Origin of the sequence: Candidatus Tumulicola sp. (assembly GCA_035601835.1) — a bacterium.
In the GTDB taxonomy this organism is placed as follows: domain Bacteria; phylum Vulcanimicrobiota; class Vulcanimicrobiia; order Eremiobacterales; family Eremiobacteraceae; genus DATNNM01.
Genome location: DATNNM010000011.1, coordinates 117,456 through 143,706, shown reverse-complemented (window position 1 = coordinate 143,706; position 26,251 = coordinate 117,456). Strand labels below are relative to the sequence as shown.

General features: G+C 64.5%; 28 protein-coding genes. 10 read left to right on the top strand and 18 right to left on the bottom strand.

All coding sequences use genetic code 11. The features are described from left to right. Positions 1–105: 105 nt before the first annotated feature. From VN934_05445 to VN934_05430, 4 genes are read left to right on the top strand one after another with little or no spacing between them, the layout of a single operon-like run. Positions 106–834 carry an amino acid ABC transporter ATP-binding protein gene (locus VN934_05445; protein HXM18238.1) on the top strand — a complete coding sequence of 243 codons (729 nt, stop codon included), beginning with the start codon at positions 106–108 and terminating at the stop codon, positions 832–834. Positions 835–863: 29 nt separating this feature from the next. Further along, a complete protein-coding gene (locus VN934_05440; protein HXM18237.1) occupies positions 864–1,676 on the top strand; it encodes a transporter substrate-binding domain-containing protein in 813 nt (270 codons plus the stop codon). Positions 1,677–1,683: 7 nt separating this feature from the next. Next, a complete protein-coding gene (locus VN934_05435; protein ID HXM18236.1) occupies positions 1,684–2,361 on the top strand; it encodes an amino acid ABC transporter permease in 678 nt (225 codons plus the stop codon). Beyond that, positions 2,358–3,035 (top strand): amino acid ABC transporter permease, encoded by a 678-nt coding sequence (locus VN934_05430; protein ID HXM18235.1) that lies wholly within the window; start codon positions 2,358–2,360, stop codon positions 3,033–3,035. The genes VN934_05435 and VN934_05430 overlap by 4 nt, the downstream gene beginning before the upstream one ends. 3 nt (positions 3,036–3,038) lie before the next feature. Here VN934_05430 and VN934_05425 read toward each other — a convergent pair whose 3' ends face one another. Then, positions 3,039–3,521 (bottom strand): DUF1003 domain-containing protein, encoded by a 483-nt coding sequence (locus VN934_05425; GenBank protein ID HXM18234.1) that lies wholly within the window; start codon positions 3,519–3,521, stop codon positions 3,039–3,041. A gap of 132 nt (positions 3,522–3,653) precedes the next feature. Here VN934_05425 and VN934_05420 point away from each other — a divergent pair, with 132 nt between their 5' ends. Continuing rightward, positions 3,654–4,787 carry a DNA-3-methyladenine glycosylase I gene (locus VN934_05420; protein HXM18233.1) on the top strand — a complete coding sequence of 378 codons (1,134 nt, stop codon included), beginning with the start codon at positions 3,654–3,656 and terminating at the stop codon, positions 4,785–4,787. Between the two features lies 1 nt (position 4,788). Here VN934_05420 and VN934_05415 read toward each other — a convergent pair whose 3' ends face one another. The 4 genes from VN934_05415 to VN934_05400 are packed head-to-tail and all read right to left on the bottom strand — an operon-like array spanning position 4,789 to position 6,930. Continuing rightward, on the bottom strand, positions 4,789–5,817 hold the full coding sequence (locus tag VN934_05415; GenBank protein HXM18232.1) for a 2-dehydropantoate 2-reductase: 1,029 nt from the start codon (positions 5,815–5,817) through the stop codon (positions 4,789–4,791). A gap of 5 nt (positions 5,818–5,822) precedes the next feature. Then, positions 5,823–6,284, bottom strand: coding sequence for a dUTP diphosphatase (gene dut / locus VN934_05410; GenBank protein ID HXM18231.1), 462 nt, complete (start codon positions 6,282–6,284; stop codon positions 5,823–5,825). Beyond that, a complete protein-coding gene (nrdR, locus tag VN934_05405) occupies positions 6,281–6,733 on the bottom strand; it encodes a transcriptional regulator NrdR (GenBank protein ID HXM18230.1) in 453 nt (150 codons plus the stop codon). Before nrdR ends, dut begins: the two co-directional genes overlap by 4 nt. A gap of 50 nt (positions 6,734–6,783) precedes the next feature. Continuing rightward, positions 6,784–6,930: a DUF5679 domain-containing protein gene (locus VN934_05400; GenBank protein ID HXM18229.1), complete on the bottom strand. Its 147-nt coding sequence runs from the start codon at positions 6,928–6,930 to the stop codon at positions 6,784–6,786. A gap of 73 nt (positions 6,931–7,003) precedes the next feature. Here VN934_05400 and VN934_05395 point away from each other — a divergent pair, with 73 nt between their 5' ends. The 4 genes from VN934_05395 to argS all read left to right on the top strand — a co-directional run bounded on the left by VN934_05395 (position 7,004) and on the right by argS (position 11,086). Further along, positions 7,004–7,717, top strand: a complete 714-nt coding sequence (locus VN934_05395) for an HAD-IA family hydrolase (GenBank protein ID HXM18228.1) — start codon at positions 7,004–7,006, stop codon at positions 7,715–7,717. Positions 7,718–7,759: 42 nt separating this feature from the next. Next, entirely contained in the window at positions 7,760–8,884 is a 1,125-nt protein-coding gene (gene dprA, locus VN934_05390) for a DNA-processing protein DprA (GenBank protein HXM18227.1), read from the top strand. Continuing rightward, complete coding sequence (locus VN934_05385) at positions 8,881–9,327, top strand: 23S rRNA (pseudouridine(1915)-N(3))-methyltransferase RlmH (GenBank protein HXM18226.1); 447 nt, start codon at positions 8,881–8,883, stop codon at positions 9,325–9,327. The genes dprA and VN934_05385 overlap by 4 nt, the downstream gene beginning before the upstream one ends. A 73-nt stretch (positions 9,328–9,400) precedes the next feature. Next, positions 9,401–11,086 (top strand): arginine--tRNA ligase, encoded by a 1,686-nt coding sequence (gene argS / locus VN934_05380; GenBank protein HXM18225.1) that lies wholly within the window; start codon positions 9,401–9,403, stop codon positions 11,084–11,086. Positions 11,087–11,088: 2 nt separating this feature from the next. On the opposite strand, the gene VN934_05375 is transcribed toward argS, so the two are convergent. The 12 genes from VN934_05375 to VN934_05320 all read right to left on the bottom strand — a co-directional run bounded on the left by VN934_05375 (position 11,089) and on the right by VN934_05320 (position 24,306). Beyond that, positions 11,089–11,493, bottom strand: a complete 405-nt coding sequence (locus tag VN934_05375; protein ID HXM18224.1) for a hypothetical protein — start codon at positions 11,491–11,493, stop codon at positions 11,089–11,091. Between the two features lie 16 nt (positions 11,494–11,509). Next, complete coding sequence (locus tag VN934_05370) at positions 11,510–12,613, bottom strand: AI-2E family transporter (GenBank protein HXM18223.1); 1,104 nt, start codon at positions 12,611–12,613, stop codon at positions 11,510–11,512. After that, positions 12,613–13,092 (bottom strand): GNAT family N-acetyltransferase, encoded by a 480-nt coding sequence (locus VN934_05365; GenBank protein HXM18222.1) that lies wholly within the window; start codon positions 13,090–13,092, stop codon positions 12,613–12,615. Before VN934_05365 ends, VN934_05370 begins: the two co-directional genes overlap by 1 nt. Beyond that, positions 13,092–14,465 (bottom strand): diguanylate cyclase, encoded by a 1,374-nt coding sequence (locus tag VN934_05360; GenBank protein ID HXM18221.1) that lies wholly within the window; start codon positions 14,463–14,465, stop codon positions 13,092–13,094. The genes VN934_05365 and VN934_05360 overlap by 1 nt, the downstream gene beginning before the upstream one ends. 54 nt (positions 14,466–14,519) lie before the next feature. After that, the gene (locus VN934_05355; protein ID HXM18220.1) at positions 14,520–15,341 is read right to left on the bottom strand and encodes an IclR family transcriptional regulator; all 822 of its coding nucleotides are present in this window, start codon (positions 15,339–15,341) and stop codon (positions 14,520–14,522) included. A 72-nt stretch (positions 15,342–15,413) separates the two neighbouring features. Continuing rightward, positions 15,414–16,118: an ABC transporter ATP-binding protein gene (locus VN934_05350; GenBank protein ID HXM18219.1), complete on the bottom strand. Its 705-nt coding sequence runs from the start codon at positions 16,116–16,118 to the stop codon at positions 15,414–15,416. Beyond that, on the bottom strand, positions 16,102–16,869 hold the full coding sequence (locus tag VN934_05345) for an ABC transporter ATP-binding protein (GenBank protein HXM18218.1): 768 nt from the start codon (positions 16,867–16,869) through the stop codon (positions 16,102–16,104). The genes VN934_05350 and VN934_05345 overlap by 17 nt, the downstream gene beginning before the upstream one ends. Beyond that, positions 16,866–17,825: a branched-chain amino acid ABC transporter permease gene (locus VN934_05340; protein HXM18217.1), complete on the bottom strand. Its 960-nt coding sequence runs from the start codon at positions 17,823–17,825 to the stop codon at positions 16,866–16,868. Before VN934_05340 ends, VN934_05345 begins: the two co-directional genes overlap by 4 nt. Next, positions 17,822–18,658 (bottom strand): branched-chain amino acid ABC transporter permease, encoded by an 837-nt coding sequence (locus VN934_05335; GenBank protein ID HXM18216.1) that lies wholly within the window; start codon positions 18,656–18,658, stop codon positions 17,822–17,824. The genes VN934_05340 and VN934_05335 overlap by 4 nt, the downstream gene beginning before the upstream one ends. Before the next feature lie 37 nt (positions 18,659–18,695). Beyond that, positions 18,696–19,946: an amino acid ABC transporter substrate-binding protein gene (locus tag VN934_05330; GenBank protein ID HXM18215.1), complete on the bottom strand. Its 1,251-nt coding sequence runs from the start codon at positions 19,944–19,946 to the stop codon at positions 18,696–18,698. Positions 19,947–20,004: 58 nt separating this feature from the next. After that, entirely contained in the window at positions 20,005–21,180 is a 1,176-nt protein-coding gene (locus VN934_05325) for a M48 family metallopeptidase (protein HXM18214.1), read from the bottom strand. Between the two features lie 9 nt (positions 21,181–21,189). Continuing rightward, entirely contained in the window at positions 21,190–24,306 is a 3,117-nt protein-coding gene (locus VN934_05320; GenBank protein ID HXM18213.1) for a hypothetical protein, read from the bottom strand. Between the two features lie 406 nt (positions 24,307–24,712). Here VN934_05320 and VN934_05315 point away from each other — a divergent pair, with 406 nt between their 5' ends. Continuing rightward, entirely contained in the window at positions 24,713–24,943 is a 231-nt protein-coding gene (locus tag VN934_05315) for a hypothetical protein (protein HXM18212.1), read from the top strand. Between the two features lie 48 nt (positions 24,944–24,991). On the opposite strand, the gene VN934_05310 is transcribed toward VN934_05315, so the two are convergent. After that, the gene (locus VN934_05310) at positions 24,992–26,173 is read right to left on the bottom strand and encodes a GGDEF domain-containing protein (protein ID HXM18211.1); all 1,182 of its coding nucleotides are present in this window, start codon (positions 26,171–26,173) and stop codon (positions 24,992–24,994) included. Positions 26,174–26,251 lie beyond the last annotated feature (78 nt).

The following is a 26,251-nucleotide window of genomic DNA, read 5'->3' as shown; positions in this document are numbered from 1 at the left end:
ATGCCTTCGAACCTGCCAAGACACACCGGGGCTAAAGCCCCGGCACTACAAGCGCCTGGCAGGCAACCCAGGAGCGTTCTTGCGAGCGTCCGAATCCCGCCAGCCTTGATCCAGTTCGAGAGCGCCAATAAATGGTTCGGGCAGAATCACGTTTTGCGCGACGTGACGCTGCGCGTCGACGCAGGTCAGCGCGTCGTCGTATGCGGGCCGTCGGGCTCGGGCAAGTCCACGCTGATCCGCTGCGTCAACGGGCTCGAAAAATTGGATTCGGGGAGGTTGATGGTCGATGGCGTGGGCTTGAACAATGGCAAGGTCGACCTGCCTGCGCTGCGCCAGCACATCGGCATGGTCTTCCAATCGTTCAATCTCTACCCGCACAAAACCGTGCTCGAAAACGTCAGCATGGCGCCGATCCTCGTGCAGCGCGTTCCGGCGGGCGAAGCTCGAGATCATGCCCGCACCTATCTCGAGCGCGTCGGTCTCTCCGACAAGGCCGGCGCATACCCCGCGGAGCTGTCCGGCGGGCAGCAGCAACGCGTGGCCATCGCACGCGCGCTCGCCATGCGGCCGAAGATCATGCTCTTCGACGAACCCACGTCGGCGCTAGATCCGGAGATGATCCAGGAGGTGCTCGACGTGATGACGAGCGTCGCGCAGGAGAACATCACGATGATGGTCGTCACCCATGAGATGGGATTCGCTTCGGCGGTCGCGGACCGCATCGTGTTCATCGACGCCGGCGAGATCCTCGAGGATCAACCGCCGGCGGAGTTCTTCGCGCATCCTCGCTCCGAACGGGCACGCGCGTTCCTCGGCAAAATTCTCAAACACTAGGTGCTTGCACCACTTTAGGAGGAGGCTCTATGCTCAAGCGATTCGGCTTCTTCGGCATGGCGGCGTTCGCCGCGCTCGCCGTGTTCATCGGCGGGGTCGCGCGCGCCGGTGCGAACGTCATCCCCGACATCAAGTCGCGCGGCACGCTCAACGTCGGCGTCAAGGCTGACGTCCTCGCGTTCGGCTACAAGAACCCGCAGACCAACCAGTTCGAAGGCTACGAGATCGACATCGCGCACGAGATCGCTAAACGTTTGCTCGGCGACCCGAACAAGATCAACTTCACCATCGTGACCGCCAAAACGCGCCAAGCCATGCTCGATAGCGGCGAGCTCGACGTGATCACGGCGACCTTCACGATCACGGACGCGCGCAAGAAAGTGGTCGACTTCAGCCCACCCTACTACACGAGCGGCATCGCGCTGCTGGTGCTCAGGGATTCCGGCATCAAAGGGCTCAAGGACCTGAACGGCAAGACGATCGGCTTCATCAAAGGAGCCGACACGGCGCAGCGTTTGGCCGACAGAGCTAAGGATTTAGGGGTCACCTTCGATGCGGCGGCGTTCGAATCGTATCCTGAGATCCTCGCCGCGCTTGAGGCCGGCCGGGTGCAAGCGTTCTCAACGGACGGCTCAATCCTCCGATTCTATGAGATGCAGGATCCCAAGACGGTCATTCTACCTGATCGCTACAGCAATGAAGACTACGGCGCCGCCACCAAGAAGGGCAGCGACGACCTGCGCGACTTCGTAGCCGGCGTCATCACCGACATGCAGAAGTCCGGCGCCTTGAAGAAGCTCCAACAGAAGTGGGGTATCTACAGGGAGAACCAGGCGCACTAGGCCTTCCGTGACGCTCGACGCCTGGTCGCAACTCTTCGCCGACTGGCGCATCTTCGCACTCGGGCTGGGGCACACGCTCTTCGTAGCGGCCCTAGCCCTCGTTTTTTCCACGATCCTCGGATTCGTCTTCGGCTTGCTGGGCGTGGCGCCGTCCGGCTTCTTGCGCGCGCTGAACCGCGTCTACGTCGAGGGCATCCGCAACACGCCGCTGCTGCTGCAGGCGTTCTTCCTCTATTACGGCCTGCCGCGCGTCCACATCGTGCTCCCGGTGCTCGCGGTCGGGGTCGTCAGCCTGTCGATCTACACCGGGGCGTTCATCGCGGAGGTCGTGCGCGCCGGGATCCAGTCGGTCGCTCGCGGGCAGCTCGAAGCGGCCTACGCGCAAGGCTTTGGGTTTGCCGCGGCGATGTGGCACGTCGTCCTGCCTCAGGCGTTCCGCGTCATCCTGCCGCCGTACACCAATCAGTGCGTGAATCTGATCAAGAACACGCAGATCCTCTCGTTGATCGCCGGCGCCGATCTCGTCTATCAGGCCGACACGTGGTCCTCCGAGACCTTGCTGTACGGGGTCGCGTATGTCACCGTGGGCGCGCTCTATCTCATCATCACGCTGCCGCTTGCGACAATGGCGCGCTGGCTGGAGCGGCGTACCGGCGCCGCCCTGGACATCGGACGGGTCGCGTGACGCTGCGCGGCTTCACCGTTCTGTTCGATCCCGCCAACCTGCGCTTCTTATGGTGGGGCTTCGAGGTGACGCTGCAGATCGCGGTGTGGACGATCGCGCTGTCGTTGGCGGGCGGCCTGGTGCTGGGCGTCGCGCGCTTCGCCGGCGAGAACGCGCGCGGCAATCCGGCCTTGCGCATCGTGGGAATCCTGGCGGGGTTCTATATCGAGCTCTTCCGCAACCTGCCGATGCTGTTGATCATGCTCGCGGCGCGTTTTTGGAGTCACCTGCATCCCGTGCCGGCGGCCATTGCCGGCATGTCGCTCTACACGGCCGCCGTGATGGCAGAGATCGTGCGCGCTGGGCTGAACGGGGTTGGCCGATCGCAATGGGAAGCGTCAGCCGCTCAGGGTTTTACGTACCTGCAGACCTTGCGCTATGTCATTTTACCGCAAGGTCTGCGCAAAGTGATTCCGCCTCTGGTCGGTCAGTTCATCACGGTCGTCAAGGACACGTCGTACGCGTGGGGCTTGGGCGTGCAGGAGATCACCGGCTCCGGCACCATCATCTTCGCGAAGTACCTCAACCCCATGGAGACGTTCACGCTCATCGGCCTAGTGTATTTCGTCACCAATTTCTCGATGGCGCTCGCGGCCCGCGGGCTGGAGCGGCGCCTGGCGAGGCGTACCTACTAAGACCTAGGCCGCCATCTGCATCAGGTTTTGCACCGACTTCTTGATGTCAGAGACGTCGGTCTGCGTACGCTCGGCTAGGCGCATCAGGATCTCTTCCTGCACCTCCTGATGATGGAGCAGCCGCGCTATCGAATCGTGGTCCGATTCGGCGCGAAGCTCATCGTGCTGGCTCGATCGCTTTTGCGACACGGCGATCACGAAGATGAGGATGAGCTGCAGAATATTCGAGCATGTCAACAGGAAGAGAAAGGGAAAGGGGTCCCAGTGCGTGATGATCCCGACCGCGACCCAGCATAGTTGAAGGACGATTGCGAGCAGCAGCGCAAGCGGCGCACCGGTCAGGTCCGCGATGTCCTTGCAAACCGTCTCGGTCTTCGACAAGTTATCGCTGTGCGCCTGATTGACGTCCATGACGGCCGGGTGTTCCGTTGGATCCGTCTGCGGATCGGAAACCATCGTAGGTACTTGCGCAGGTGCTTGTGGCATGTGTATCTCCCTCTTTTCGCAACAGCGACAGCAGCGAACGATCACGGCGCTCGCTGCGGAATGTTTCCGGCTGAACATCGGACCGACCTTTGCCCTAGTCAGACGCGGCATTGCGCGTGATAATTGCGATGCGTGGAGCAGCTCTGGTTCGTAGCGCTCGACACTGCGCGGCTGCGGCCGCTCTTGCTTGGCGCGCGACGACGGGTCGCTTCGCGTGCGCTCGCTTCGGCGTCGTCTGATGCAGGCGTGAGGATCGCGGATGCGGCCGTGGCGCCCTGCGGCCTTCGAGCCATCGTCGCCGGCGGTTCCACAGAGGTGAAAATCTTCGCGAAGCGCGTGATCGCGCTAGCCGCTGGCAACGGCGCGCTGTGGCGCTATCGTTCAGCGCGCGCAGCGCGACTTTCGCGCGATGGGCTGTGGGCTTGCCGCCGTTATCTTGCTCGAGCGCGCTGGGTTTGGCCAGAGGATCGAACCATGAAACACACCGGGATTCTGAAGCGCGCGTCCGTCAAGCGCGCCGCCTCGCTCATGCGCGCCGTCGATGCGGCCGTTGACACGACGCTCGGCTCCGAGGAGGTCGCAGCTCGCGTGCGCCGTTACGTCGCCGATCACGACGCGCCCGCCGACGATGCGGTGGCTTTTGGCCGCCTGTGTCTGGTGGTATTCGCGCAGGGGATGCAGTGGGCCATCGTCGAGTCGAAACGCGCCGCGCTCGAGTCGGCGTTTTGCGGCTTTGACCCGGCGGCTGTGGCCGCATTCGACGACGCTAAGATCAGGCAGATGCTCGCGCAGCCTATCATTCGAAACGAAACCAAGCTGCGGGTATGCGTGGACAACGCGCGCCGGTGGCGCGAGCTTGCCGCCGGCGATGGCACGTATCTCGCTCGGCTGGCGAGGTACGCCGTAGGCGATCAGCCCGAGCTCGGGTGGCCCGGGCTCGCCCAGATTCTGTGCGCCGATTTTTCCCGGATGGGCGCTATAGCGACTCGACAGACGCTCAAGCGCTGGGGGTTCTTCACGGCCTTCGCGCATCCGGGCGCGCGGCGCGTGCTCGAACGGCTCAACGTGATCGACGCGGCCAAGGAACCGGAAGCGGCGCAGCTCGCGATCGGCGCGATCGCGCAGCAGCTTGGGCGAGATCCCTACGCGGTCGAGGCCGTTCTGGCGCTGTTCGCAGCGCTCGGTCCGTGCCGTGTGAAGCCGCAGTGCGACGAATGCGCGTTATCCGACCGCTGCCCTTCCGCCGCCGCAGCCCAGGCGTCGTAGATCAGGAGATCGCAGCTGCGAGCGCTTCGGGCTTACCTCGGTAGAGGTCCCAGTCGATTTCGTTCGCGGCGATGCTGCGCAGGATGCGAGTCACCGCCGCGTTCGCAGGCGCGGCGACGCCGGCCGCGGACGCGCGTTGCGCGACCGCGCCGTTGAGCGCTTCCACCTCGAGCTGCGAGCGGTGAGCGCGCAGATCCATCAGCAATGACGGAAGCTTGCCGCCGCGACCGCCGACGACGCGACCGGCGAGCACGGGTCGCAACACGGCGGAAGGCAGCGCGCGCACCGCGCCTATCAAGAGCGGCACGGGAAAATCGATCAGACCGACAGGTGAAAGATTCAGCGCTTCCATCGCAGCGATGGCTTCGAGCAGGCAGCGCCGTTCGATCCCGAACGAGCCGCGGTTGCCATACACCTGCTCCGGGGTCCAGTCGAGGATCGCGCACACGGCGTTCGCCATCAAGTTGATGCACAGTTTAGACCACTTCAAGGCGCGCCAATCGGCGGCGGCGGCGACTTTCATGCCGGTCGTTTCGAAGGCGGCGATGAGCCAATTGTGCGCCAGTTGCCCGACGGGCGCGATCGTGAGCCCGCCTTTGGCTGATGCGATGACGCCGGATTCGCCGAAGCGGTCGACGGCGGTGGTCAGCGCCGCCGCGACGACGCGATCGGCCCCGAACGCGCTCGCGCAAAGCTCTTCATTTCCTAAGCCGTTTTGGACCACGAGCAGCGAGGCTTCCGAGCACGCCGGCAAGGCTTTGATCGAATCGATCGCCCCGAGGGTCGCATACGACTTCACCGCCGGGATGACGAGTTCGAACGGGTCGCGTAGGATCGGGTCGGCAAGATCCGACGTACCGCTCACCGCTACCGCTTGCGTGCGCCCGTCCGCGCGCAGCGTCACGCCGGCTTTTTGCAGCGTGGCTGTAGTTGCAGCCCGCCCCAGCAGCACCACGTCGTGGTCGCCTGTGCGCAGGCGCGCGGCGAGGTACTGGCCGACAGCCCCTGCCCCGACGACCAGCGCCCGCACGAACGTCAGCTCGCGTTCTTGTCGGTCGAGCCGAATCCGCCGGCGCCGCGGCCGGTGACGTCGAGTTCGGCCACGCTCGCAAACGAAGCGCGCGTCACGCGCGCGACGATCATCTGCGCGATGCGATCGCCGCGGCGGATCAAAAACGGCGTGTCGCCGAGATTGACCAGGATCACGCTGACGGGTCCGCGATAATCGGCGTCGATCGTCCCCGGTGAGTTCAAGATCGTGACGCCGTGTTTCAGGGCCAGCCCGCTGCGCGGGCGGACCTGCGCTTCATAGCCTGAGGGTATGGCCATCGAGAATCCGGCGGAGACCAACGCGCGTTCGCCGGGCTGCAGCATCAGTTGATCGTCGACCGCCGCGAACAGGTCGCAGCCGGCCGCGTCGGCGCTCATGTACGCGGGCAGCGGCAGGCCATCGCCCTCCGGCAGCACGGTGATCGCGATGCGGACCTCTTGGTTCACTTGTTCTTTTTCTGCAGCTGCGCGAGCTCTTCTTGAAACGAACTGATGTCGGTGAAGGATCGATACACCGAGGCGAAACGGATGTAGGCGATCTCGTCGAGCGTGCGCAGCGCCCGCATGACCAGCTCGCCGACCGCGCTGGACGCTACTTCGCTTTCGCCGCGAGCGTAAAGCTCGCGCTCGACGGTGTCGGCGACTTCCTGCATGACGGAATCGGATATCGGACGTTTCTCGCATGCCTTGCGCAGCCCGGAGAGCACTTTGTCGCGACTATAAGGCTCGCGACGGCCATCTTTCTTGACGATGAATAGCCGTGCTGCTTCGATGCGCTCGTAGGTGGTGAAGCGGTGGCGACATGCTTGGCATTCGCGCCGCCGGCGGACTGCGCTTTCGTCATCGCGGCTATCGACGACTCTCGTGTCGCCGCTGCGGCAGGCCGGACACAACATGGATCAGCACCGCCGCTGCGAGCCGGCGGTCCCGGCTCGGCGAAGAAAGGTTATGCGGATGCCCCTATCTTGAACAGCTTGGTCGAGCACACCGGACACTCGCCCTGCACCGCAGGACGGCCGTTCTTCATGGTGATCTGCTGTGGGTTCTTGATCTCTCTCTTGGCTTTGCATTTCACGCAATACGCTTCAGGCATTTGGTCTCCCTTAGTGGGCGGACGCTTCGCCACGTGCGAAGGACCACCCGGCTGAAGTTCGAAGGCCCCGCCAATGGCCCAGGATGTACGCGCAGTCTTTTTCGACGCAGGCTACACGCTCCTTTGCATGGAGCCCGACCAAAAGACCAACTTTTTGCAGGCTTGTACCGATTTGGGCATCGATATCGACCAAAATCGACTCGCCGGCGGCATCGCGCGCGCCAACGTCTTGCTCGGTCCGCGCCATCCCGAGGCCGCCGCGCAACGCTTTTCCATCGAATTGGTCGATCAGTTTTGGATCGAATACAATCGCGTGCTGTTGTCCGCATGCGCGGTCGATCCGGCGGACGCCGCCCGCGCTGAAGCGGTGTACCGGCGCTTCCTCGAACGCCTTGGGTGGCGCGTCTACGACGAAGTCCGGCCGCTGCTTCTCGCGCTGCGCGCGCGCGGCATCATGCTCGGCGTGATATCGAATTGGACGGGCGATCTCGAGGAGGTGCTGCGCTCCGTCCAGCTGCGCGATGCATTCGATTTCGTTTTGGATTCGGCGCATCTCGGGTTTGAGAAACCGCACCCGCAGATCTTCCATGAGGCGCTGCGGCGCGCCGGTTCGGCCGCGCAACACGCGCTTCACGTCGGCGATTCTCCGGAACACGACGTCGAGGGCGCGCTTGCAGCCGGCTTGCGAGCGGCACTGCTCGATCGCGATGAACGCTTCGCGGATTTCGATCGCGCCCCGCGCCTGACGAATCTAAAGCAAGTGCTTGCGCTTCTCGATTCCGCTTGAGAGGACTTAACGACCGCGCTTGGATGCGTGATGCTAGCAGCGATGGACGACCTCGAGCTCGGCTACCTGCTGGCGGTCGCCGGTGCCGGCGCCTGGGCGCCCCGGCCGCTTGCTTCGTGGCTGCGGGCGCTCGGTTCGCCGCGCGCGATCGTCGACCACATCCGCACCCATGAGGGCGCGCCGCCGGACGGCGCCGAAGCGCTCTCGTTTGACGCGCTGACGCGGCTTGCGCAAGTGGATGAGGCGGCGGCGGCTGGGGCTCTCGACGAAGCCAGAAAAGCCAAGGCGCGTATCGTGTTGCATTCTGACGCGGCTTATCCCACGAAGCTGCGCGACCTGTGCGACCGCCCACTGGTGCTGTATTGTCGGGGCGATCTCGGCGCGTTGGAACGCCGCTGCGTCGCCATCGTCGGCAGCCGCGCGGCGACGTCGTACGGGCGCTTGGTCGCGACCGCCATGGCTTCCGATTTCGCGGCGTTCGGCGCGACGGTCGTTTCGGGCCTCGCGCGCGGCATCGATGCGGCTGCGCATCGCGGCGCGATCGAGGCGAACGCGCCCACCGTTGCGGTGCTCGGGTCGGGCGTCTGTGCGCTGTATCCGCCATACCATGCGCTGCTCGCCGAAGAGATCGTCGACGCAGGCGGCACCGTGCTCTCGGAATTTCCTCCGAGCATGACCGCTCGCGCGCATCAATTTCCGATGCGCAACCGCGTGGTCGCGGCGCTGGCCGACGCCACGGTGGTCGTCGAGGCAAGCAATCGCAGCGGCGCGCTCATCACGGCGCGTCTTGCCGATGAACTCGGCCGCGCGGTATACGCCGTCCCCGGCGATGTGACACGCCCGACGAGTTGCGGCACCAACGCCCTCATCGCCGACGGCGTGGCATTGGTCACCGGTGCCGCGGACGTCGCCGCGCTTTTGAACTGGGAACCGCTCGGTTTGCATTCACCGAGCGCGCCGAGCGGACCCAAGGAGGATCGCGATCTGCTGAAGCTGCTCGATGGCGGCACGGGCATCGACGAGCTCAGCGCTCGCATGGGGGCTCCTGCTGCGGACGTCGCGGCCCGGTTGACGCTGCTGGAGCTGCAAGGCATCGTCGAACGCAAGCCGGGCGGGAACTACGCGCTGGTGCGCGGTGGTGCCGCGTCGAAGGCGGCTGCGAGATGAATCTGGACGTGATCGCGGTCGACAAGATGCGCGAGAGCTACCTGCGCGATGGCTGCGCCATGTACCGCAGGCGTCTTGCGCCGTACATCTCGGTCAATGTGATCGAGGTGAAGGCGCAACCGAACGACCTCGAGAGCGAAGGGCGCGCGCTGCTCGCGCGGGTTGCAGCCGGCAGCGTCGTGTGGGCGCTCGATCGCGAAGGCACGCTGCTTGATTCGCTCGGAGTCGCCGGCAGACTCGCGGCGGTCGAGCGCGCAGGCAACCGGCGCCTTGCGCTCGTCATCGGGGGGCCGGCTGGACTTCACGACTTGGTTCTCAAAATAGTCGACTTCCGCTGGTCGCTCTCTCCGCTGACGTTTTTGCATGAGATGACGCGACTGCTCGTTTTCGAGCAGCTCTATCGCGCGATCAAGATCAATCGCGGCGAGCCGTATCACCGGTGACGTCTCCGAGCTTCGCTCGGAACACTACATTTCAGTTACAGGCGCGCCGCGACGCTTCATCCAATCAATTGATATGACGACCCGCTACCGTGAAGCTTTGACGGCGGTCGAGCGCGCGTTGCAGCGCCGGCTCGAGGCGACCGTTGGAGCGGATCCCGGCAGCACGCCGACGGTAGCGCTCTCGCCCGCGCGCGATCCCGCGCACGGAGACTTCGCCACCGCCGCCGCGCTGGCGGCCGGGAAGCTTTGGAAGCGCAACCCGCTCGAGGTAGCGCAAAGCGTCATCGCGTCGGGCGTTAAGGGCCTCACCGGCGTCGCCACGATCGACGTCAAGGCGCCTGGCTTCATCAACCTGCGGATGGCACCGGCGTTCTGGGGCGACGTGGTCGCAGAGATCGTCGCGCTCGGCGCGGCATACGGGAAGTCGGATGCGTTGAAGAGCGACGGTCCGATTCTCCTCGAGTTCGTGTCTGCAAATCCGACCGGCCCGCTCAACGTGGTTCAGGGCCGCTCGAGCTCCATCGGCGCGACGCTCGCGGCGTGCCTGCGCTTCGGCGGCGCGACCGTCTCGACCGAGACGTACGTCAACGATGCCGGAACGCAGCTCGATCTCTTGGCCGACACGCTTTTCGCTCGTTACGCGACGCTGTGCGGAGTTCCGACGCCGCTGCCGGAGGACGGATACCAGGGCGACTATCTCGTCGACGCCGCGGAACGATTGCGCGCCCGCGACGGCGACAAATGGCTGCATGCGCCGATCGAAGAGCGTCGCCGGACGCTTCGGACGTTCGGACGCGACACGATCGTCGACCAACAGCGCGCGGACCTGGAGTATTTCCGGGTCCGCTTCGATCGCTGGTTCTCGGAAGCGTCGCTGCACGAGTCTGGCGCGGTGGACGACGTGCTCGAGGATTTGAAGCGCCGGGGCGTGACCTACGAGCAAGAGGGCGCGCTCTGGTTGCGCTCGACGCAGTTCGGGGACGACAAGGACCGCGTGCTTCGGCGAAGCGACGGACGGCCGACGTACATCGCCTCGGATGCGGCATATCATCGCGACAAGCTCGCACGCGGCAACAAACGCCTCATCGACATCTGGGGTCCCGACCATCACGGTTACATCACGCGTCTGAACGCCATCGTGTCGGCCCTCGGCGCGCCCGGCAGCCTCGAGGTGCTCACTGCACAGCAGGTCACGCTCAAGCGCGCCGGCGAGGTCGTCGCCATGAGCAAACGCGCGGGCAACATCGTCACGCTGCGCGAGGTGCTGGATGAAGTCGGCGTCGACGCTGCCCGCTTCTTCTTCTGCATGCGCGCGCTGGAATCACCGCTCGTGTTCGACCTTGGGCTCGCCGTCGCGCAGTCGGCGGACAATCCCGTCTACTACGTTCAGTACGGACACGCGCGCATCGCCTCGATCCTGCGCAAAGCCGCAGAGACCGGGCGGGAAGCGCTGCTCGAACGCGCGCAAGCCTCGCGCGACATCGCGAAACTCGCGCAACCGTCGGAACTCGCGCTCGTCCGCCGGCTGGCCGATTTTCCGCGGACGGTGGTCGACGCCGCCAAGGCACGCGCACCGCATCGGCTGGCGGAGTACGCGCGCGACGTCGCGACGGACTTCCATGGCTTCTACACGGAATGCATCGTGTTGAGCGACGACGAGGCGCTCACGAGCGCTCGCCTCTCGCTATGCATCGCGACCAGGACCATCATCGCCTCAGCGCTGGACCTCTTAGGCGTCTTGGCGCCCGAAAAGATGTAGGCTTATTTGCCGAAGGGCTTCGCCAGCACGAGTATGCAGACCGCCGCTGCGACCGCGTGCATCGCCATGAGCGTTCCGACGTTCGCGAGCGTCGCGCCTTTATACATGGGCCACACGAGCAGCGCGATGTCGGGAAGCCACGACACGACCAGCGCCACGAGGGCGATGCGCAAGAACCAGATGCCGCCTGCCGGTGAGCCCGCCAGGGCGACGCGCACCACCGTAGCCCCCACAACCCCGATGACCGTGCCCGTGGTCACCGCTGACGCCTCGAGCGGTAGGAAGGTCCCGGCGCCCGGAAGCAACGCCAGAGCGAGGGCCCGCACCCCCAGATTGGCAGCCGCGGCTAGGACCAGCGCGATGGACCCCGCCAACCACACACGGGCGGGTGCGACCGATGTCTTCATGGAGAACTCCTTGCCTTTAAGAGACGGCTTCGAGTTCCTCGTCGGAGATCGGCGCCGGCTTGCCGGTCAGCCACGGGTGGATCCACAGCGTCCAGACGACTTTGAACAACGCGGCGCCCGGAATCGCCAAGATCAGCCCCCACAGACCAAAGAGCTCACCGCCGGCGAACAGCGCGAAGATGATGGCCATCGGGGAGATGCCTACGCTCTCGCCCATGACCTTGGGCACGAGGAAGTCGGCGATCTTCGTGACGACGAAGATCACGACGACGATCAACAACGCGACTTTCCACGATGTCAGCAGACCGAGCAGCCCGCCGATGACGATCGCGATCAGAACGCCAAGATAGGGAACGGCGTAGAGCACGCCGGTGAGAACGCCGAGGAGCAGCGCGTAATCCGGCGTCAGGCCGAGCAGGATCAAAAAGGTCGCCACGGCGCAAAACGTCGACAGGATCGCCTGACCAAGTATGTAGCCGCCGACCACGCGCCCGACTTCCTGCGCGAAGAAGCGCGCAGCCTTTTGCGCGCGCTCGTGGAAGAGGCTATAAAATGAAGAGCGGATGTCGTCGACGTGCGCCAACAGGAAGTACGACAACACGACCGCCATCACGCCGACGAAGATGCCGTTCGCCACGTTGACGATGACCGATCCGACGCCGGACAACGCGACGGTGAACATCGACGAAAGTTTGCCGATCACCTGGGCTTCGATCCCCTGCACTTGGGCCGGCAAGATGTGCTCGCCGAAACGGGTCCGCAGACCGACCGCTGTTTGGTCTATGAAGCGCTGAGCGTTGGGCATGTAGGTCGCGCCGCGCGCAAAGACCGACTGCAGCTGTTCGACGGTGTTCGGAACGATGATGATGAAGCCGATCGCGGCGAGCAGCAAGAAAAGGGTGTAGGTGGCGGCGATCGCAGCCGGCCGGGGGATCCGCCGTGACATCCATCGGACCACCGGGCTCATGCCGTACGCGATCAGCGTCGCAAGCACGAACACCTCGACGGTTCTCGGGATGAGCGTCAGCACGTAGGCAACAGCTGCGACAAGCGCGACCAGCAGCGCCACGCGGCCGACATGGCGCCAATTGATCCCGGATGAGATCGGCGTGGCGGGCATTATCCGGCGCCTTCTTGCATCGGTTTGGTCATCTGCACCCGTTCTTCGACAAACCCCGCGCCGCCATACAGCGTCCTCGCGCGATGGTTCGATGCCGTCACCATGAGACTCAAGTGCGGCAAAGCCCTCGCCCTGGCCTCGTTCTCAGCGGCGCGGAGCAGCTCGCGCCCGACCCCGCGCCGGCGCGCGCCTTCTTCGACCGCCATGTAAGCGACGAAGGCTTGCTCGCGGCGCGTCACTTCGTCGGGCACGGAGGTCAGCAGGATGAGGAAGCCGGCCTGGCGGCCCTCGTGTTCGGCGACGAGCGTCACCGTGCCGGGTTGCTCGAAGCAAAATGCGGCGAGACGGCGGAACGACTCAGCAGGCACCCCAGACGCTGCGGGCCGCAGGATCGAAAAGCTCGCCGCCGCGCTTAATTCACCCAAGCTATCGATGAAGGCGCGATCCGATGCCCGCGCAGGACGCACGACGGTCGCCATCAGTCGGGCATCGCGATCGTCCGGTTGCGGCCGGCGCGTTTCGCCTCGAGCAGATAATGGTCCGCGGACGCTAGGAGTTGCGCCGGCGTCTGCACGCTCTCGGTCAACGACGCGATGCCGCATGAGATCGTCACCGCGATCGGCTTACCGCCCGCCGAGGAAAGGCGCAGTTTCTCCACGGCGCTGCGCATCCGCTCGGCTATTTTCATGGCTGCGCCCGACGGCGTGCTCGGCAGGATGACGGCGAACTCATCGCCGCCGAGGCGGGCCACGAGGTCGATGCCGCGCGTGGCGCCGCTGATCGCGCGCGTGATCGCCTTCAGCACCCGGTCGCCCTCGGCGTGGCCGCCCTCATCGTTCACGTTCTTGAAGTAATCGACGTCCAAAACGATGACGCCGAGCGGCCGGCCCGCGTTGCGCGCGCGCGTCATCTCTTCGCCGAGCCGGCGGAACAGGTAGCGCCGATTGAACGCGCCGGTCAATTCATCCGTGGAGCCGAGCGAAATGCTTTGCGTGAACAGCGCCGCGCCCTTGAGACTGCGGCCCGCGATTTCGGCGACTTGCATGAGCACGCGCAGGTCGTCGCCGCCCAGACCTTCGTCGCTGATCTCAGACAAAACGATGCAGCCCGCCGCAGGATCTCCCTCGCCGCTCGTCAGCGGCAGCACCGCGAAGGCCGGCGTGCGCTTACCCCCTTCCATCTGCGCCGGCAGGGAGAGCAGGGCGCAATGTTCCACGCTCGATTCGATGATCTCGCGTTTGTGGCGCAAGAATTCATCGCCCCCAAGGCGATCAATCCCGTGACCGCCGTAGAACGAGAGCACGCCCTTGTCGGCCATCGCCACGAAAAAGCGCTTCACCTTTGGGCGAGCGACGGACGCGATGGCATCGATCACCGTTTGCGCGACCGTCATGGGTTCGATGGAGCCCGCGAGCAACATGCTGGTGTTGTACAGAAATGACAGCTCGAGATTCTTGCGCTGCAGCAGCGTTTTGGCGGATTCCAGGCTGGCGACGCGCGCGCGCAGCGCTCGTAACGTCGCCAGCTCGGCTTCAGCCTCGCCGCTGGAGATCAAGGCCCGCTCGGGGCTGATAGCCACGCTTTCGACCTGCTCGGTGAAGTAACGCGACAAGCGTTCGAGGATATCCAAGAAGCCGTCGGCCAGGCGCAGGGTGTAGCTGACGCCGATGTCGCCCTCCGGTCCTTTGCGCTCGACCACGCCCAAGCGCTCGAGCGCTTTGAGCAGTGAGATCGCGTCGGCGCGCGTGACCCCTGCGCGGATGGCGATGTGCTCGACGCGCAGCGGATGCAGGGGCTCCTCGGAGAAAAGCCTCACGATCCGGGCGGCCGCCTCGATGTCGAGGACGAGCATACCGGCTTGCGCGCTCTCCCCCTCATGCGGGTCAGGTGGCAATGGCGGCGTTCCTTATGGCACGGCTATGGGCTCGCCGGCAAAGCCCAAGCGGGCCGACAATTTCGCGCCGCAGTCGAGGATCTCCGACGTGAACGTCGCCACATGCGCGTCATCCAAACGTGTCACGGGACCCGAGATGGAGAGACTCGCGACCACTTGCCCGGACGCGTCGCGCACCGGAACGGCGAGGCAGCGCACGCCCTCCTCGTGCTCCTGATCGTCGAGCGCGTACCCGAGTTTGCGCACGCGCCCAAGCTCGGCGGCGAAGCGTTCCGGTTGCGTGATCGTGTTGGGGGTGCGAGGCGTCATGCCATAACGGCGCAAGACGCCCAACACCGTATCCGGCGGGGAGAATGCGAGCAGCGCTTTGCCGCTGCCGGTGGAATGTGCGGAAACGCGGTTGCCGAGCTGCGTGAACATCCGAAGGATGCGCGAGGATTGCGCTTGATCGATGTATACGACCTCGCCGTCGTCGAGCACGGCGAGATTGGCGCTCTCGCCGCTGCGCTCCACGAGACGCTGCAAGAACGGCCGCGCTTCGAGCCGCAGGCTGAAACGCTGGCGCATGTCGTTGCCCATCTGGAGTGCGCGGAAACCAAGTGAGTATTTCCGGTTCTGCCGGTTCTGCTTCACATACCCGCGGCGGATCAACGTGCCCAGAAGCCGGTGCACGGTCGCCAGCGGCAGCCCGACGGTTTGGCTGATCTCGACCAGCCCTACTTCGGACCCGAACTCGACCAGCGATTCGAGAATGTCGAGGGTTCTTTCCACGGACTGAACGCCCGGCCGCTCACGAGGGGCGCCCACCTCGGCGCCGTCTGCCACTTTTGACATGCGGAAATAGCCTAGCACCAGAACGGAAAACCTGTCAAGAAATTGTGATGCCGTCCCGCGGTCGGAGCGCGGTCAAATCCCGAGGTACGCCGTCTTCACGTGCGGGTCGGCTGCGATCTCAGCAGCGGGCCCCGAAAGCGTCACTCGTCCGGTTTCCAGCACGTAGGCACGATCGGCTGTTTCAAGCGCCACCAGCACGTCTTGCTCCACGATGAGCAAGGTCGTGCCCTGCTTTCGCAGCGACGCCAAGACCTCGAGCAATTGCTCGACCACGATCGGCGCCAACCCGAGCGAGAGCTCGTCGACGACAAGCAGCTTGGGCTTGCCCATCAAGCCGCGCCCGATCGCGCACATCTGCTGCTCGCCGCCCGACAGCCTGCCGGCCAACTGGCCGCGCCTTTCGCTCAGGCGAGGAAATAGCGCAAGGACGCGTTCGAGATCTTCGCGCACACCGCTCGAGTCGGAGCGATGAAACGCTCCCATCAGGAGATTGTCGAGCACGCTCAAACCGCCGAAGAGGCGCCGCCCTTGAGGAACGTGTCCGATCCCGCGCGCGACGATGCGCTCCGGGCTCCAGCCTGTGATGTTCTCGCCATCGAAGGTCACCGAGCCGCGCCGCACCGGCACGAGTCCGGTTATCGCCGCGAGCAGCGTGCTCTTGCCTGCGCCGTTGGCGCCAAGAATCGCCACGATCTCTCCGGAGCGCACCTCGAGGCCCACATCCCACAGCACTTGCGCCTCGCCGTAACCGGCGTCGAGGTTATCGACCGCCAGCATCGGTGCGCGCTCCCGCGTAGCGCTTGCCCAGGTACGCCTCGATGACGCTCGGCTCGGCCACCACGTCCGCCGGAGCGCCTTGCGCGATGATGCGACCTTGGTGCATCACCACGATGCGCTGCGAGACGCCCATGATCGCTTTCATGACGTGCTCGACCACCACCAGCGTCATTCCCGCCGCATGCATGCCGCGCAGCAGCGTCATGGCGTCGTCGATTTCGCGCGCGTTCAGACCGGCCATCACTTCGTCTAGCAAGATGATCTGCGGATCGGTCGCCAGCGCTTTGGCGATCTCCAGCCGCTTGCGCCCGGCCAGGGTCAGTTCCGATGCGAACTTGCCCGCTTCGCTCGCCAACCCGACGCGCTCCAGCACCTCGTCGGCCGCCGCGAACGCGGCGCGAGCCGATCGGCGGGAACCGTGGCGGCCGAACAGCGCACCCACCGCGACGTTTTCGCGCACGAGCAGGTTCGGAAAAGGTTTGACGATCTGGAACGTACGCGCCAGCCCGAGCCTGGCGATCGCGTAAGGCGCGCTGCGCGTGAGGTCGACGCCCTCGAGCTCGATCGAACCTGACGTCGGACGCTCGGTGCCCGAGATCAGGCTGATGAGCGTCGTCTTGCCGGCGCCATTGGGACCGATGAGCCCGAGGATCGCGCCGCGCTGAACGTCAAGGTCGACGTTGTCGACGGCGACGAGGCCGCCGAAGTGCTTGCTGACGCCGCGTAGGCTGAGGATGACGTCGGCAGTCATATCCGGCTCGCTCTGAGCTGATCTCCGATGGCGCGCGCGTTCCACATGCGCCGCCCGGTGAGATACGGCATGATGCCGCGCGGCAGCACGATGACGACGAACACGATGATCGCACCGAGCGCCACGGCGTGCCATGGCGAGATCGATTGACTTCCCAGATATTCGGAGATGGTGTAGAGGATCGCCGCGCCGATGGTCGGCCCGGCGACCGTGCCCGCCCCTCCGATGATCGTCATGATGATCATCTGCACGTTGAAATTGAGATCGAACACCGTCGACGGATCGATGAAACTCGTCCAATACGCGAACGTGGCGCCGGCGGCGCCGGTCAGCGCCCCCGAAACGCCCCACGCCGCGACCTTGGCGACTGCCGTGTTGATGCCCAGCGCCGCAGCCGCTTCTTCGTTCTCCCTGATCGCCGCAAGCGCAAAGCCGAAGCGCGAATTGGCCACCAGATATGTCACGATGATGCCGGCAGCGAGAATCGCGAGCATCGTCCAATAGAAGAAATGGAAATCGCTGTTGAGCGGCAGCGTCATGCCGCTGCCCTGGCCGAAAGCCGGGACTTGTGCGACCAGCGCCTGCGTGCCTATGCCCAAGCCCAGCGTTGCGATGGCGAAGTAGTGCCCGCGCAGACGCAAAATCGGCGCGCCGACGACCAGCGCAAGGGCTCCTCCGACGAGTATGGCAAACGCGAGTGCGACGAAGAACGGCCAGTGAAATTCGTTCATCGCGTACGCGCACGCGTAGGCGCCCGTGCCGAAGAACGTGACGTTCCCGAAGCTCACGTACCCGGCAAAGCCGCCGATGAAGTTCCACGCCTGCGCAAGGATGGCCATGGTGAAGAACAAGGTGAGGATGTGGACGTAGTTGCCGTTCAAATGATTCGGCAGAAAAGCCGCGACTGCGAGCGCCGCGAGCACTACTGCGGTGGTCACGACCCGGCCGGCTCTCATACCGTCGCCCTGCCGATGAGTCCGTACGGACGGAACAAGATCACGAGCAGCAAGACGACGAGTGCGACCACGTCCTTGTAGCCTTCACCGAACACCAGCGCGCCGAACGACTCGATGATCCCGTAGACGATTCCGCCCACAAGAGCCCCCGTGACGTTACCGAGCCCGCCCAGCACGCTGACGACAAAGGAGCGCACGAGAAAGGAGTCGCCCATCGTCGGTGTGATCGCGTATGAGACGCTGGCAAGCGATCCGGCAGCCGCCGCGAGCGCTCCGCCGATGGCGAACGTCAGCGCGTAGATGCGAGCGACGTTGACACCGCTCAGACGCGCCGCGTCGATGTCCATGCTCGTCGCCCGGATCGCGCGCCCGATCTTGCTCTTGGCCATGAACAAGCTGAGGCCCAGCGTCAGGAGCGCCGCGAGCCCAAGCGTGATCAGCTTCACCCATGGGACCACGAGCCCGGCGACTTCGAAGTTCCCTCCGGAATACGCCGTAGTCACGGAGCGGATGTCGGATGACCAGAAGAGCAGCGCGAGATTCGTGATGAGGATCGCCAGGCCGAAGGTGAGCAGAAACGTCGCAAGGATCGGTGCGCGGATAACCAGATTGACGACGTAGCGCTGCAAGACGTAGGCGATCACGAACACGACTCCCATCGCGAGCGGAATCGACAGGAACGGATCCAGATGCAGGGGCCCGACGAAGAGCCAGTACGTCACGTAGGCGCCGAGCATGATGAACGCGCCGTGCGCGATGTTGATGATGTTGGTGACGCCCCAGACCAGCGAAAAACCGAGCGCTGCGGCGGCATAAATGCCGCCGATCAGCAGCCCGTTGACGAGGACCTGAAGCTGGAGCGTAGAGGGTCTACCGGCGCTGCGCCCAGGTCGGGAGCGGGTACACCGGTTTCGCGTTGGCGACGTCCGGCGTCCAGACGGTGACGTGCTGGCCGTTCTGGATCTGTTCCACGTACATGGGCTTGTACACGTTCACGCCGCGGCTGTCGAACTTGATCTGACCGTAGAAGGTCTGGACGTCGAGCGCGGCCAGCGCGTCGCGCACTTTTTTGGGATCGACGTCGCCCGCTGCTCTGAGCGCGAACTGGAAGGCCTCGCAGGCCGCCGTCGATTCGGCGTTGTGGTAATCGGGGATATGATGGTAGCGCGCCTGGAATGCGCGCGTGTATCGCCCCGCGTTGCCGAACAGCGGGTCGATGCTCTTCAGAACGGTCGTCCACTGCGCGCCGCCCACCACGCCGTCTGCGTCCTTGCCGAGACTCGTTATGAAGTCAGGCGTCGACGGCCCGACCGAAAACCCGATGACCTTCGGATTGACGTTTTGTTCCTTGGCCGCGCGCATGATGAGCAGCGAGTCCTGCAAGTGCCCAGAACCCAGGATGATGTCAGGATTCTTGGCTTTCACCTGCGTGATCAACGTTGAGACGTCTTTGGTGTCGGGCGGATAGTCTGAATAGAAGACTTCATTCATGCCGTTAGCCTTGGCGAAGTCGCGGATGCCGACCGCCACTTCAAGCGAGAACTGGTCGTTTGCCGCGAGCACGGCCACCGTGTTGGGTCTCGGTTTCAGGGTGAGCGCCATCTCCAGGATGCCCTGCAGGTACTTCCTCGCAGGGCTCAGCACCGCGAACGTGTACTTGAATCCGCGGCTGAAGATCTTTTCCGCGGCGCCGTTTGGATCGACCATCGGCACGCCGTACTTCTCCGTGACGACGCTTGCGGCGAACGTCCCTGCCGAGCCGTATGGAGCGAGGATGAATTTCACGTTGTCTTGGGTGATCAGCCGCTCGACGAGCTTGGCTGACGTCGCGGCGTCGCTGCCGTCGTCATAGTACTTGATGTCGACTTTGTACAGCGTGCTCCCGACCTTGATGCCGCCCTGTGAATTGACGTAGTCCTTCCAGAAATCATAGCCTTCTTTGGTCAGCGCGCCTTCGCGGGCGTCGCGGCCCGTGATGGACAACGGGGCGCCGAAGACGATGACCGGCGCGTCTGCAGAGGCCGATTGCGGTGCGAACGCGGCGCCGGCTGCGATGAGCGCGATGGCGAACGCGACCGAAGCGGTGAATGCGAAGATGCGGCGGTGAGCGCGAGTAAGCACGATAGCGGGTCCTCCAATGGGAAAGGTCCGCACGGGCGAAGCCGGCGGGGGGCTTTCCTTACTTCCGGTCGCGGTCTATGCCTGCTTGGTGCGCCGCGAAATCGATGCGCTCGTCGAGCGGCGGGTGCGTGTAGAAATACCACACCACGAGCGGCTGTGGGTGAAGGCTGAGCAAGCTGTCGCTGCCCAGTCGCGCGAATGCGCGCACCCCGGCATCGCCGAGCTGCGTGTTGGCGGCGGCGAACGCATCGGCCGCGTGCTCGATGGCCCGCGAGCCTGCGTTGAGAGCGGGCTGCTCGACGAGGTTGACGCCCACGGCGAGCAGGGCGATCAGAGGCAGCGCAGCAGGATCGCCCAGACCGCGCAAACGCCGGTCGCGCCGGACGAGCGCTCCCCCAACGACAGAGATGACGGCGATGAGGCCAAGCGTGCCCAGCCAGCCGTACCACGAGCCGAGCCAGAGGTGGCGCAGAATGTAGTGGCCCATCTCATGCGCCACCACGTACAGCACCTCGTCGGGCTTCATCTTCTTCAGGAGATTGTCTGCGATGGCGATGCGGGTGCTCGGCCCCAAGCCGCTCACGAACGCGTTGCTCGTGGTCGTCTGCCGGCTGGCATCGTACACATACACGGCTTGGGCGTTGATGCCGTGCGAATTTGCCAGACGGAGAATGGAGCGCGTGAGTGGGCTCTCCGGCAGCGCCTCGTAGCGGTTGAACAGCGGTGCGATGAAAACAGGAAAAATTGCGGTCCCGAAGAGGATGACCGGCGCGGCGAGCAGCGCGGCGACGATCGGCCACGTCCGTTCGAAACGGCGGGCGATCTGTAAGAAGCCGGCGCTCACGGCCGAACCGATGAGCACCGCCAGTCCGAGTTCTACCGCCCAGTCGCGGAACCACTGCGCGTTGGATTCGACGCTCAGTCCGTACCGGTGGAGCACGATGAAACCACCGTAGTAACTGAGCGGCAGCGTGACGAGCGTTACCGCAAGGATGAGCAGCGCGGGAACGCACACGTCCACGAGCAACGGGCGGCGCAGTGCGTTCTCAAGCTTGGTCCTGATGCTCAGCGCCACGCCGCTCGCGTAGATCGCCCACAATATGAGCAACTCGACGCCATTCTCAATGAAGAACAATCTTCGACCCGTGGCGGCGAGCTCGGCGGCGATCGCCTGGCGCGCCGGTGGGTAGATGGCATTGACGAGATGTTCGACGCCCGGCGATAGCTCGATCACGGCGCTATCTCAAGGTTTGATCGGGGTGAGCTTCACGTCTGCGAGCCCTCGGTTGTACGCCGCCAGGTCTTGCGCCACGAAATTATTGTAGGCGCTCAGCGCGGCTGTCATCTCCGGCTGGACCTCGTCGTACTGCTCACGCTGCGCCGCCGTCGGCGGCCCCAGCGACTCGCCTAACTGATCGATCAGCCCCTTGATGCGTTCGCGCACCTTGTCCGCATAGAGGATGCTGTCTTCGTCGTTTTGCGGATTCGATGTGATCAGCGCTTGGATCCCGTCCGCACGTTTGATCAGAGCGTCGCTTTGCGCCGCCACGCCCGGCGACCCCGCGCCGGCTGACTTCGAGCGCTCCCTCGCCTGCCTGCGGATCGCGTCCAGCGAGTTCAGCGCGACGTTGAGACGCGAATACTGGCTGAAAAGCGTCGTAAGGAAGTCGTGGCGCGCCTGGTAGTCGGCAGCCGTCCACGGCGCTCGCGGATCGGGCTTGACTTCTACCGTGCGGCTGTAGTTGCGCCCATCCGCCTTCAGCTGCAGCGTGTACGTGCCCGGCACCGCCTCTGCGCCGCCGTCGGGACCGCGGTACGTCTTAGCGGCGCCCATCCATTTCACGGGTGCGTTCTCCAAGAGATCCCACGTAAGCCGGTTGAGCCCCGCGTGATTGGTGAGGTAAGGTTTTGGTTTATCATCGACGTCGTGCGTGCCGGCGAGCCGCCGCACGAGCCGGCCGGCAGGTCCGACGACATCCAACTCCGGCCTTTGTTTTGCGGGTTTGGCGAGGTAATACGTGAGCATCACGCCGACATCGGGATTGCTGCCCGCGAACTGGTTATCGGGAGCCTTGTTGTCGTTGGTCTCCTCCGGCGACCATTGCCAGTGCCAGTACGTCGTGCGCGGTTGGAAGAGAAACGTTCCGGCGGCCTGCGCGGTGCGCAACTGCTGCAGCGGTGTGAGGTCGTCGAAGATCCACAGCGAGCGGCCGTGGGTCGCGAGGATCAAGTCGTTTGCGCGCGGCTGCACCCGCAAATCGCGTATCGACGTCGTCGGCAGGTTGTTCTGAAGACTCGACCACGAACGCCCGCGATCGAAAGATATCCATATACCCTGCTCCAGTCCGGCGTAGAGGACATCCGGATTGCGCGGATCTTGACGCACCGCGCGCACGTATTGGTCCGCGGGCAGATTCGCGGCGATCGAACGCCATGACACGCCGAAATCATCGGTCTCGAACAGATACGGCGCGCGGTCGCCCATGAAATGACGGTTGAGCGCCACAAAGGCGGTGCCTGCGCTGTGCGGTGAAGCTTCGATCGTCTCCACTTGCCCGAATTCGGGGAGGCCGGGCATGCTCACGTTCTTCCACTGCGAGCCGCCATCGGTGGTCAATTGAACGAGACCGTCGTCAGTGCCCACCCAGATCACGCCCGCCTGCACAGGGGAAGGAGCGATATCGAGGATGGTGTCGGAGATCTCGGCGCCCGAAACGTCGAGTGTGATCGGTCCGCCGGACGCGAGCTGATGTTCCTTGATGTCGCGCGTGAGGTCGGGACTGATGCGCGTCCAGTGGCGCCCGCGATCGTCGCTGCGGAAGACCACATTCGCGCCGACGTAGGCCACGCGCGGATTCTGGGGCGAAAACGCGATCGGCGAGTCCCAGTTCCAGCGATACTTGAACTTGTCGACCGCCATGCCGTTGAAGTCGCGAGGATATGGCGAAACATCATAATTCTGCTGCGAGCGAACGTCGAAGATGCCGTATGTGCCATTTTCCGTGTTGTTCCAAAGCAGGTTCGGATCGAGCGGGTCGGGCCACACGAACATGCCGTCGCCGTAGTTGATCTCGAACCAGTCGCGCGCGAGGATGCCGGCCGCGTTGCGGCTGTCGTTTGGAGCGCAAAACGACGCGTTGTCCTGAAGGCCGGCGCACACGCGATACGGCACTTGCAAGTCGTAGCCGACGTGATAGAACTGGCCGATATCGATGTTGCCCGGCCAGATCCAGGTCTTGCCGCCGTCGTGCGAGAGCACCACGCCGCCGTCATTGCCGACGATGAGGTGCTTGCCGTCGTGAGACCACCAGATGGCATGATAGTCCACATGCACAGACCTGGCGATCTTCTTGAAGGTGCGGCCGCCATTGGTGCTCTCGGCAAGGTCCTCTGACAACGCCAGCACCCGGTTCTGATTGGTCGGGTCGACGGCGACGTGACTGAAATAGAACGCGCGCTGATTGACAAGACTGTTCGACGATACGAGCGACCACGACTCGCCGCCGTCGTCGGAACGCCATAGCACGCCTTGCTTTGACTGGATGACCGCGAAGACGCGTTGCGGTTTGCCCGGGGCGACGGCCACGCCGATGCGGCCCATCAAGCCTGAAGGCAGACCGTGCCCTTCGATCTTGCGCCAGGTCTTGCCGCCGTCGCTCGAACGATACAGGCCGTCGTCCGGACCGCCGCTCGTCAGATTCCACGGTACCCGGCGATACTGCCACATGCCGGCGAACACGACGCCGGGATGGGCCGGATCCCAGGCCATATCGGATACGCCGGTGGAAGGGCCGACATACAGCGTTTTCTCCCACGTCTTGCCGCTGTCGCTCGTGCGATAGACGCCGCGAGCTTCACTGTCCTTATAGGGATCGCCGAGGGCGCCGACCAGCGCCGTGTTGGAATCGCGCGGATCGACGAGGATCTTGGAGATCTGCATCGTGTCGTCAAGACCACGGTGCTGCCATGTCTTGCCCCCGTTTGACGACAGCCACACGCCGTCGCCGTACGAGACGTTTTGGCGAGGATTCGCTTCGCCCGTGCCGACCCAGACGACGTCCTTGTTGGAAGGGGCGATCGCGATCGCCCCGATGGCGGCGACCGGCTGCTTCTCGAATACGGCCTGCCACGTTCCGCCCGCGTCGATCGTCTTGAAGACGCCGCCATCCGCCGCTCCCACGTAATAGAGGAAAGGATCGGCGTCCGTTCCGGCGGTCGCAGAGACTCGCCCGCCGGAAATCGCGGGCCCGATCTGACGCCACTCGAGGTGCGAGTAAGGCTCGGCGCAACGTCCAGCGCTCGACACAAACATGACTGCGAGCACCACGAAGCTCGCCGGCACATAACACAAATGCTTCATGCCGCGCATCTTCGCGCGGGGCGGAGCCCGCCCTTCGCGGGGCTTGGTTTGCGCCGCTTTTGTTGACAGCGATTCGTTTGGCATGGTAGCATGGGGTTCTGTACCGCATCGAGCCCTCAGGCGAAGCGGGACGTCACGTTTCAGGAGACGGATTTTTTTGAGCAAGAATTTTCTGACGGCTTTGAATCTTGGCGATCTCCCGTTGGGGATCGCGCGAGTTGCCGTTATGCGCGGAGGGGTTGAGCGATCGCAGACGAGGTAGGCTTGGAAAAGCCTACCAGGTCTAAAGTGTTCGAGGCCTCCGCGATGCGGGGGTCTCGTTTTTTTGCGGCCCAATGTAGTGCCGGGGCCGCTTTTAGATGTAGTGCCGGGGCCTTAGCCCCGGATCGTTAGGGAGGTGAGAGCAATGAACGACTGGGTTTCGTTGGACGCGGTTCGCCAGCGTCAAGGCGAAGTACGCGATGATGTCGCGAGACTGCGGCTTGGCGCGTCCGCCGATGAGCGGCGCTACAACGCTGCCCGCCGCCGCTACGCGCGCTGGCTCGTGGCCGCCGGCAGGTTCCTCGTCAATTGGGGCGAGGCGGTCGGAGGCGACAATGCCGGAACGCAAGACGGAGCGTCACAGCGGTGCGTCTAACGCGCATGAGGCATTTCGAGGCAACATAGAGACTCGAAGTGCCTCAATTTATTCGCGCGCGGCGATCGGTCTGGCGCGCACGAACGACAGCGTATTGCGGCCGGCGTGTTTGGCTTCATACATCTGCGCGTCGGCGGTCTCCAACAGCCGATCCGCGGGCTGCCGCTCATCGGGATCGACGTCTTCGGGATACTGCGCAAGGCCGATGCTGATCGTCACGTGCGGCGATCCGTCGCGCGACGTGAAATCGGCCGATGCGATGCGCCGGCACAGGTCCTGTCCGAGCCTGATCGCGTCTTCTTTGCGGCCATCGAGAACGGCGATGCAGAACTCGTCGCCGCCGTTGCGGCCCGCAAAGCCCTCGGTGCGGGCGGCCAGCTCTTTGAAAGTCGCGGCAAGCCGCTTCAGCAGCGCATCGCCCGCTGCGTGGCCGAAGCGATCATTCCACTGTTTGAAGAGATCCGTGTCGATGAAGTACAGCGCCACGGACGATCTGCCCGAGCGGCGACGCCGTGTCTCGACCTCATCGCGCAAACGCCTCCGGAAACTCACCGGCGTGAGCAGCCCCGTGAGCCCGTCGATGTCGGAGGTCCGGCGGACTTGATCCGTAAAGCGCGCGCGTTGCAGCGCGTCACCGGCCAGCTGCGCGATCGTCGAGAGCGTGAGCATATCGTCCGTCGTGAACGGGCTCTTGCGCGGGCGGTCGGCGTACAGCACACCGACGACTTCGGCGCGCCGGCCTTGCGCTTGCGGACGCAGCATCGGAACTGCCGCGGCCCACAGCGTGTCGCGGCTGCCGGCGATGGGACCGATCTCGAGTTTCGCGCCCGTCGGTGATGCACCGAGATCGATCGCGTCGATCGGGCCGACCGTCGCGTACGGGCCAGGTCCCGTGATGGCCGTGCGCGCCTCGCGCTTCACCCAGTCGACGATCGTATCGCCGTCGTAGGGCTCGCCTTCGCGCAAGAATTCGATATAGGCCGGGCCGCGTTTGGCGCCCAGCATCAAATGGCCGCCGTCCACGTAAAAGCACAGGAGCGTCTGAGCGGGCACGAGCACGGCGACGCGGTCGAGAATTCTGGAGCACGTCGCTGCGGTAGACTCCATCGCGGCGTTGGTCAACGCAGGAGCGATGTTCTCCAATTCGGCAAAGCGCCGCTCGGCGCGCTCGGCGCGCAGACCAAGCGCTCTCGAGCGCAGACTGAGAAGAACGATGACCGCAACGGCCAACGCCGCACTCAGCGCGGCGAGCGCTAGCGAGATGGGATTATCAGTTACGATGTTGCGCGAGGCTCCTTGACATCGTTC

Coding starts and splice junctions, on each gene's coding strand:
- VN934_05360 (HXM18221.1), bottom strand. CDS start 14,465: ATGCTCGTCCTCGACATCGAGGCGGCCGCCCGGATCGTGAGGCTTTTC.
- VN934_05375 (HXM18224.1), bottom strand. CDS start 11,493: ATGAAGACATCGGTCGCACCCGCCCGTGTGTGGTTGGCGGGGTCCATC.
- VN934_05320 (HXM18213.1), bottom strand. CDS start 24,306: ATGAAGCATTTGTGTTATGTGCCGGCGAGCTTCGTGGTGCTCGCAGTC.
- VN934_05400 (HXM18229.1), bottom strand. CDS start 6,930: ATGCCTGAAGCGTATTGCGTGAAATGCAAAGCCAAGAGAGAGATCAAG.
- VN934_05370 (HXM18223.1), bottom strand. CDS start 12,613: ATGCCCGCCACGCCGATCTCATCCGGGATCAATTGGCGCCATGTCGGC.
- VN934_05365 (HXM18222.1), bottom strand. CDS start 13,092: ATGGCGACCGTCGTGCGTCCTGCGCGGGCATCGGATCGCGCCTTCATC.
- VN934_05395 (HXM18228.1), top strand. CDS start 7,004: ATGGCCCAGGATGTACGCGCAGTCTTTTTCGACGCAGGCTACACGCTC.
- VN934_05355 (HXM18220.1), bottom strand. CDS start 15,341: ATGTCAAAAGTGGCAGACGGCGCCGAGGTGGGCGCCCCTCGTGAGCGG.
- argS (HXM18225.1), top strand. CDS start 9,401: ATGACGACCCGCTACCGTGAAGCTTTGACGGCGGTCGAGCGCGCGTTG.
- VN934_05440 (HXM18237.1), top strand. CDS start 864: ATGCTCAAGCGATTCGGCTTCTTCGGCATGGCGGCGTTCGCCGCGCTC.
- VN934_05425 (HXM18234.1), bottom strand. CDS start 3,521: ATGCCACAAGCACCTGCGCAAGTACCTACGATGGTTTCCGATCCGCAG.
- VN934_05350 (HXM18219.1), bottom strand. CDS start 16,118: ATGCTGGCGGTCGATAACCTCGACGCCGGTTACGGCGAGGCGCAAGTG.
- nrdR (HXM18230.1), bottom strand. CDS start 6,733: ATGTTGTGTCCGGCCTGCCGCAGCGGCGACACGAGAGTCGTCGATAGC.
- VN934_05315 (HXM18212.1), top strand. CDS start 24,713: ATGAACGACTGGGTTTCGTTGGACGCGGTTCGCCAGCGTCAAGGCGAA.
- VN934_05340 (HXM18217.1), bottom strand. CDS start 17,825: ATGAGAGCCGGCCGGGTCGTGACCACCGCAGTAGTGCTCGCGGCGCTC.
- VN934_05385 (HXM18226.1), top strand. CDS start 8,881: ATGAATCTGGACGTGATCGCGGTCGACAAGATGCGCGAGAGCTACCTG.
- VN934_05345 (HXM18218.1), bottom strand. CDS start 16,869: ATGACTGCCGACGTCATCCTCAGCCTACGCGGCGTCAGCAAGCACTTC.
- dprA (HXM18227.1), top strand. CDS start 7,760: ATGGACGACCTCGAGCTCGGCTACCTGCTGGCGGTCGCCGGTGCCGGC.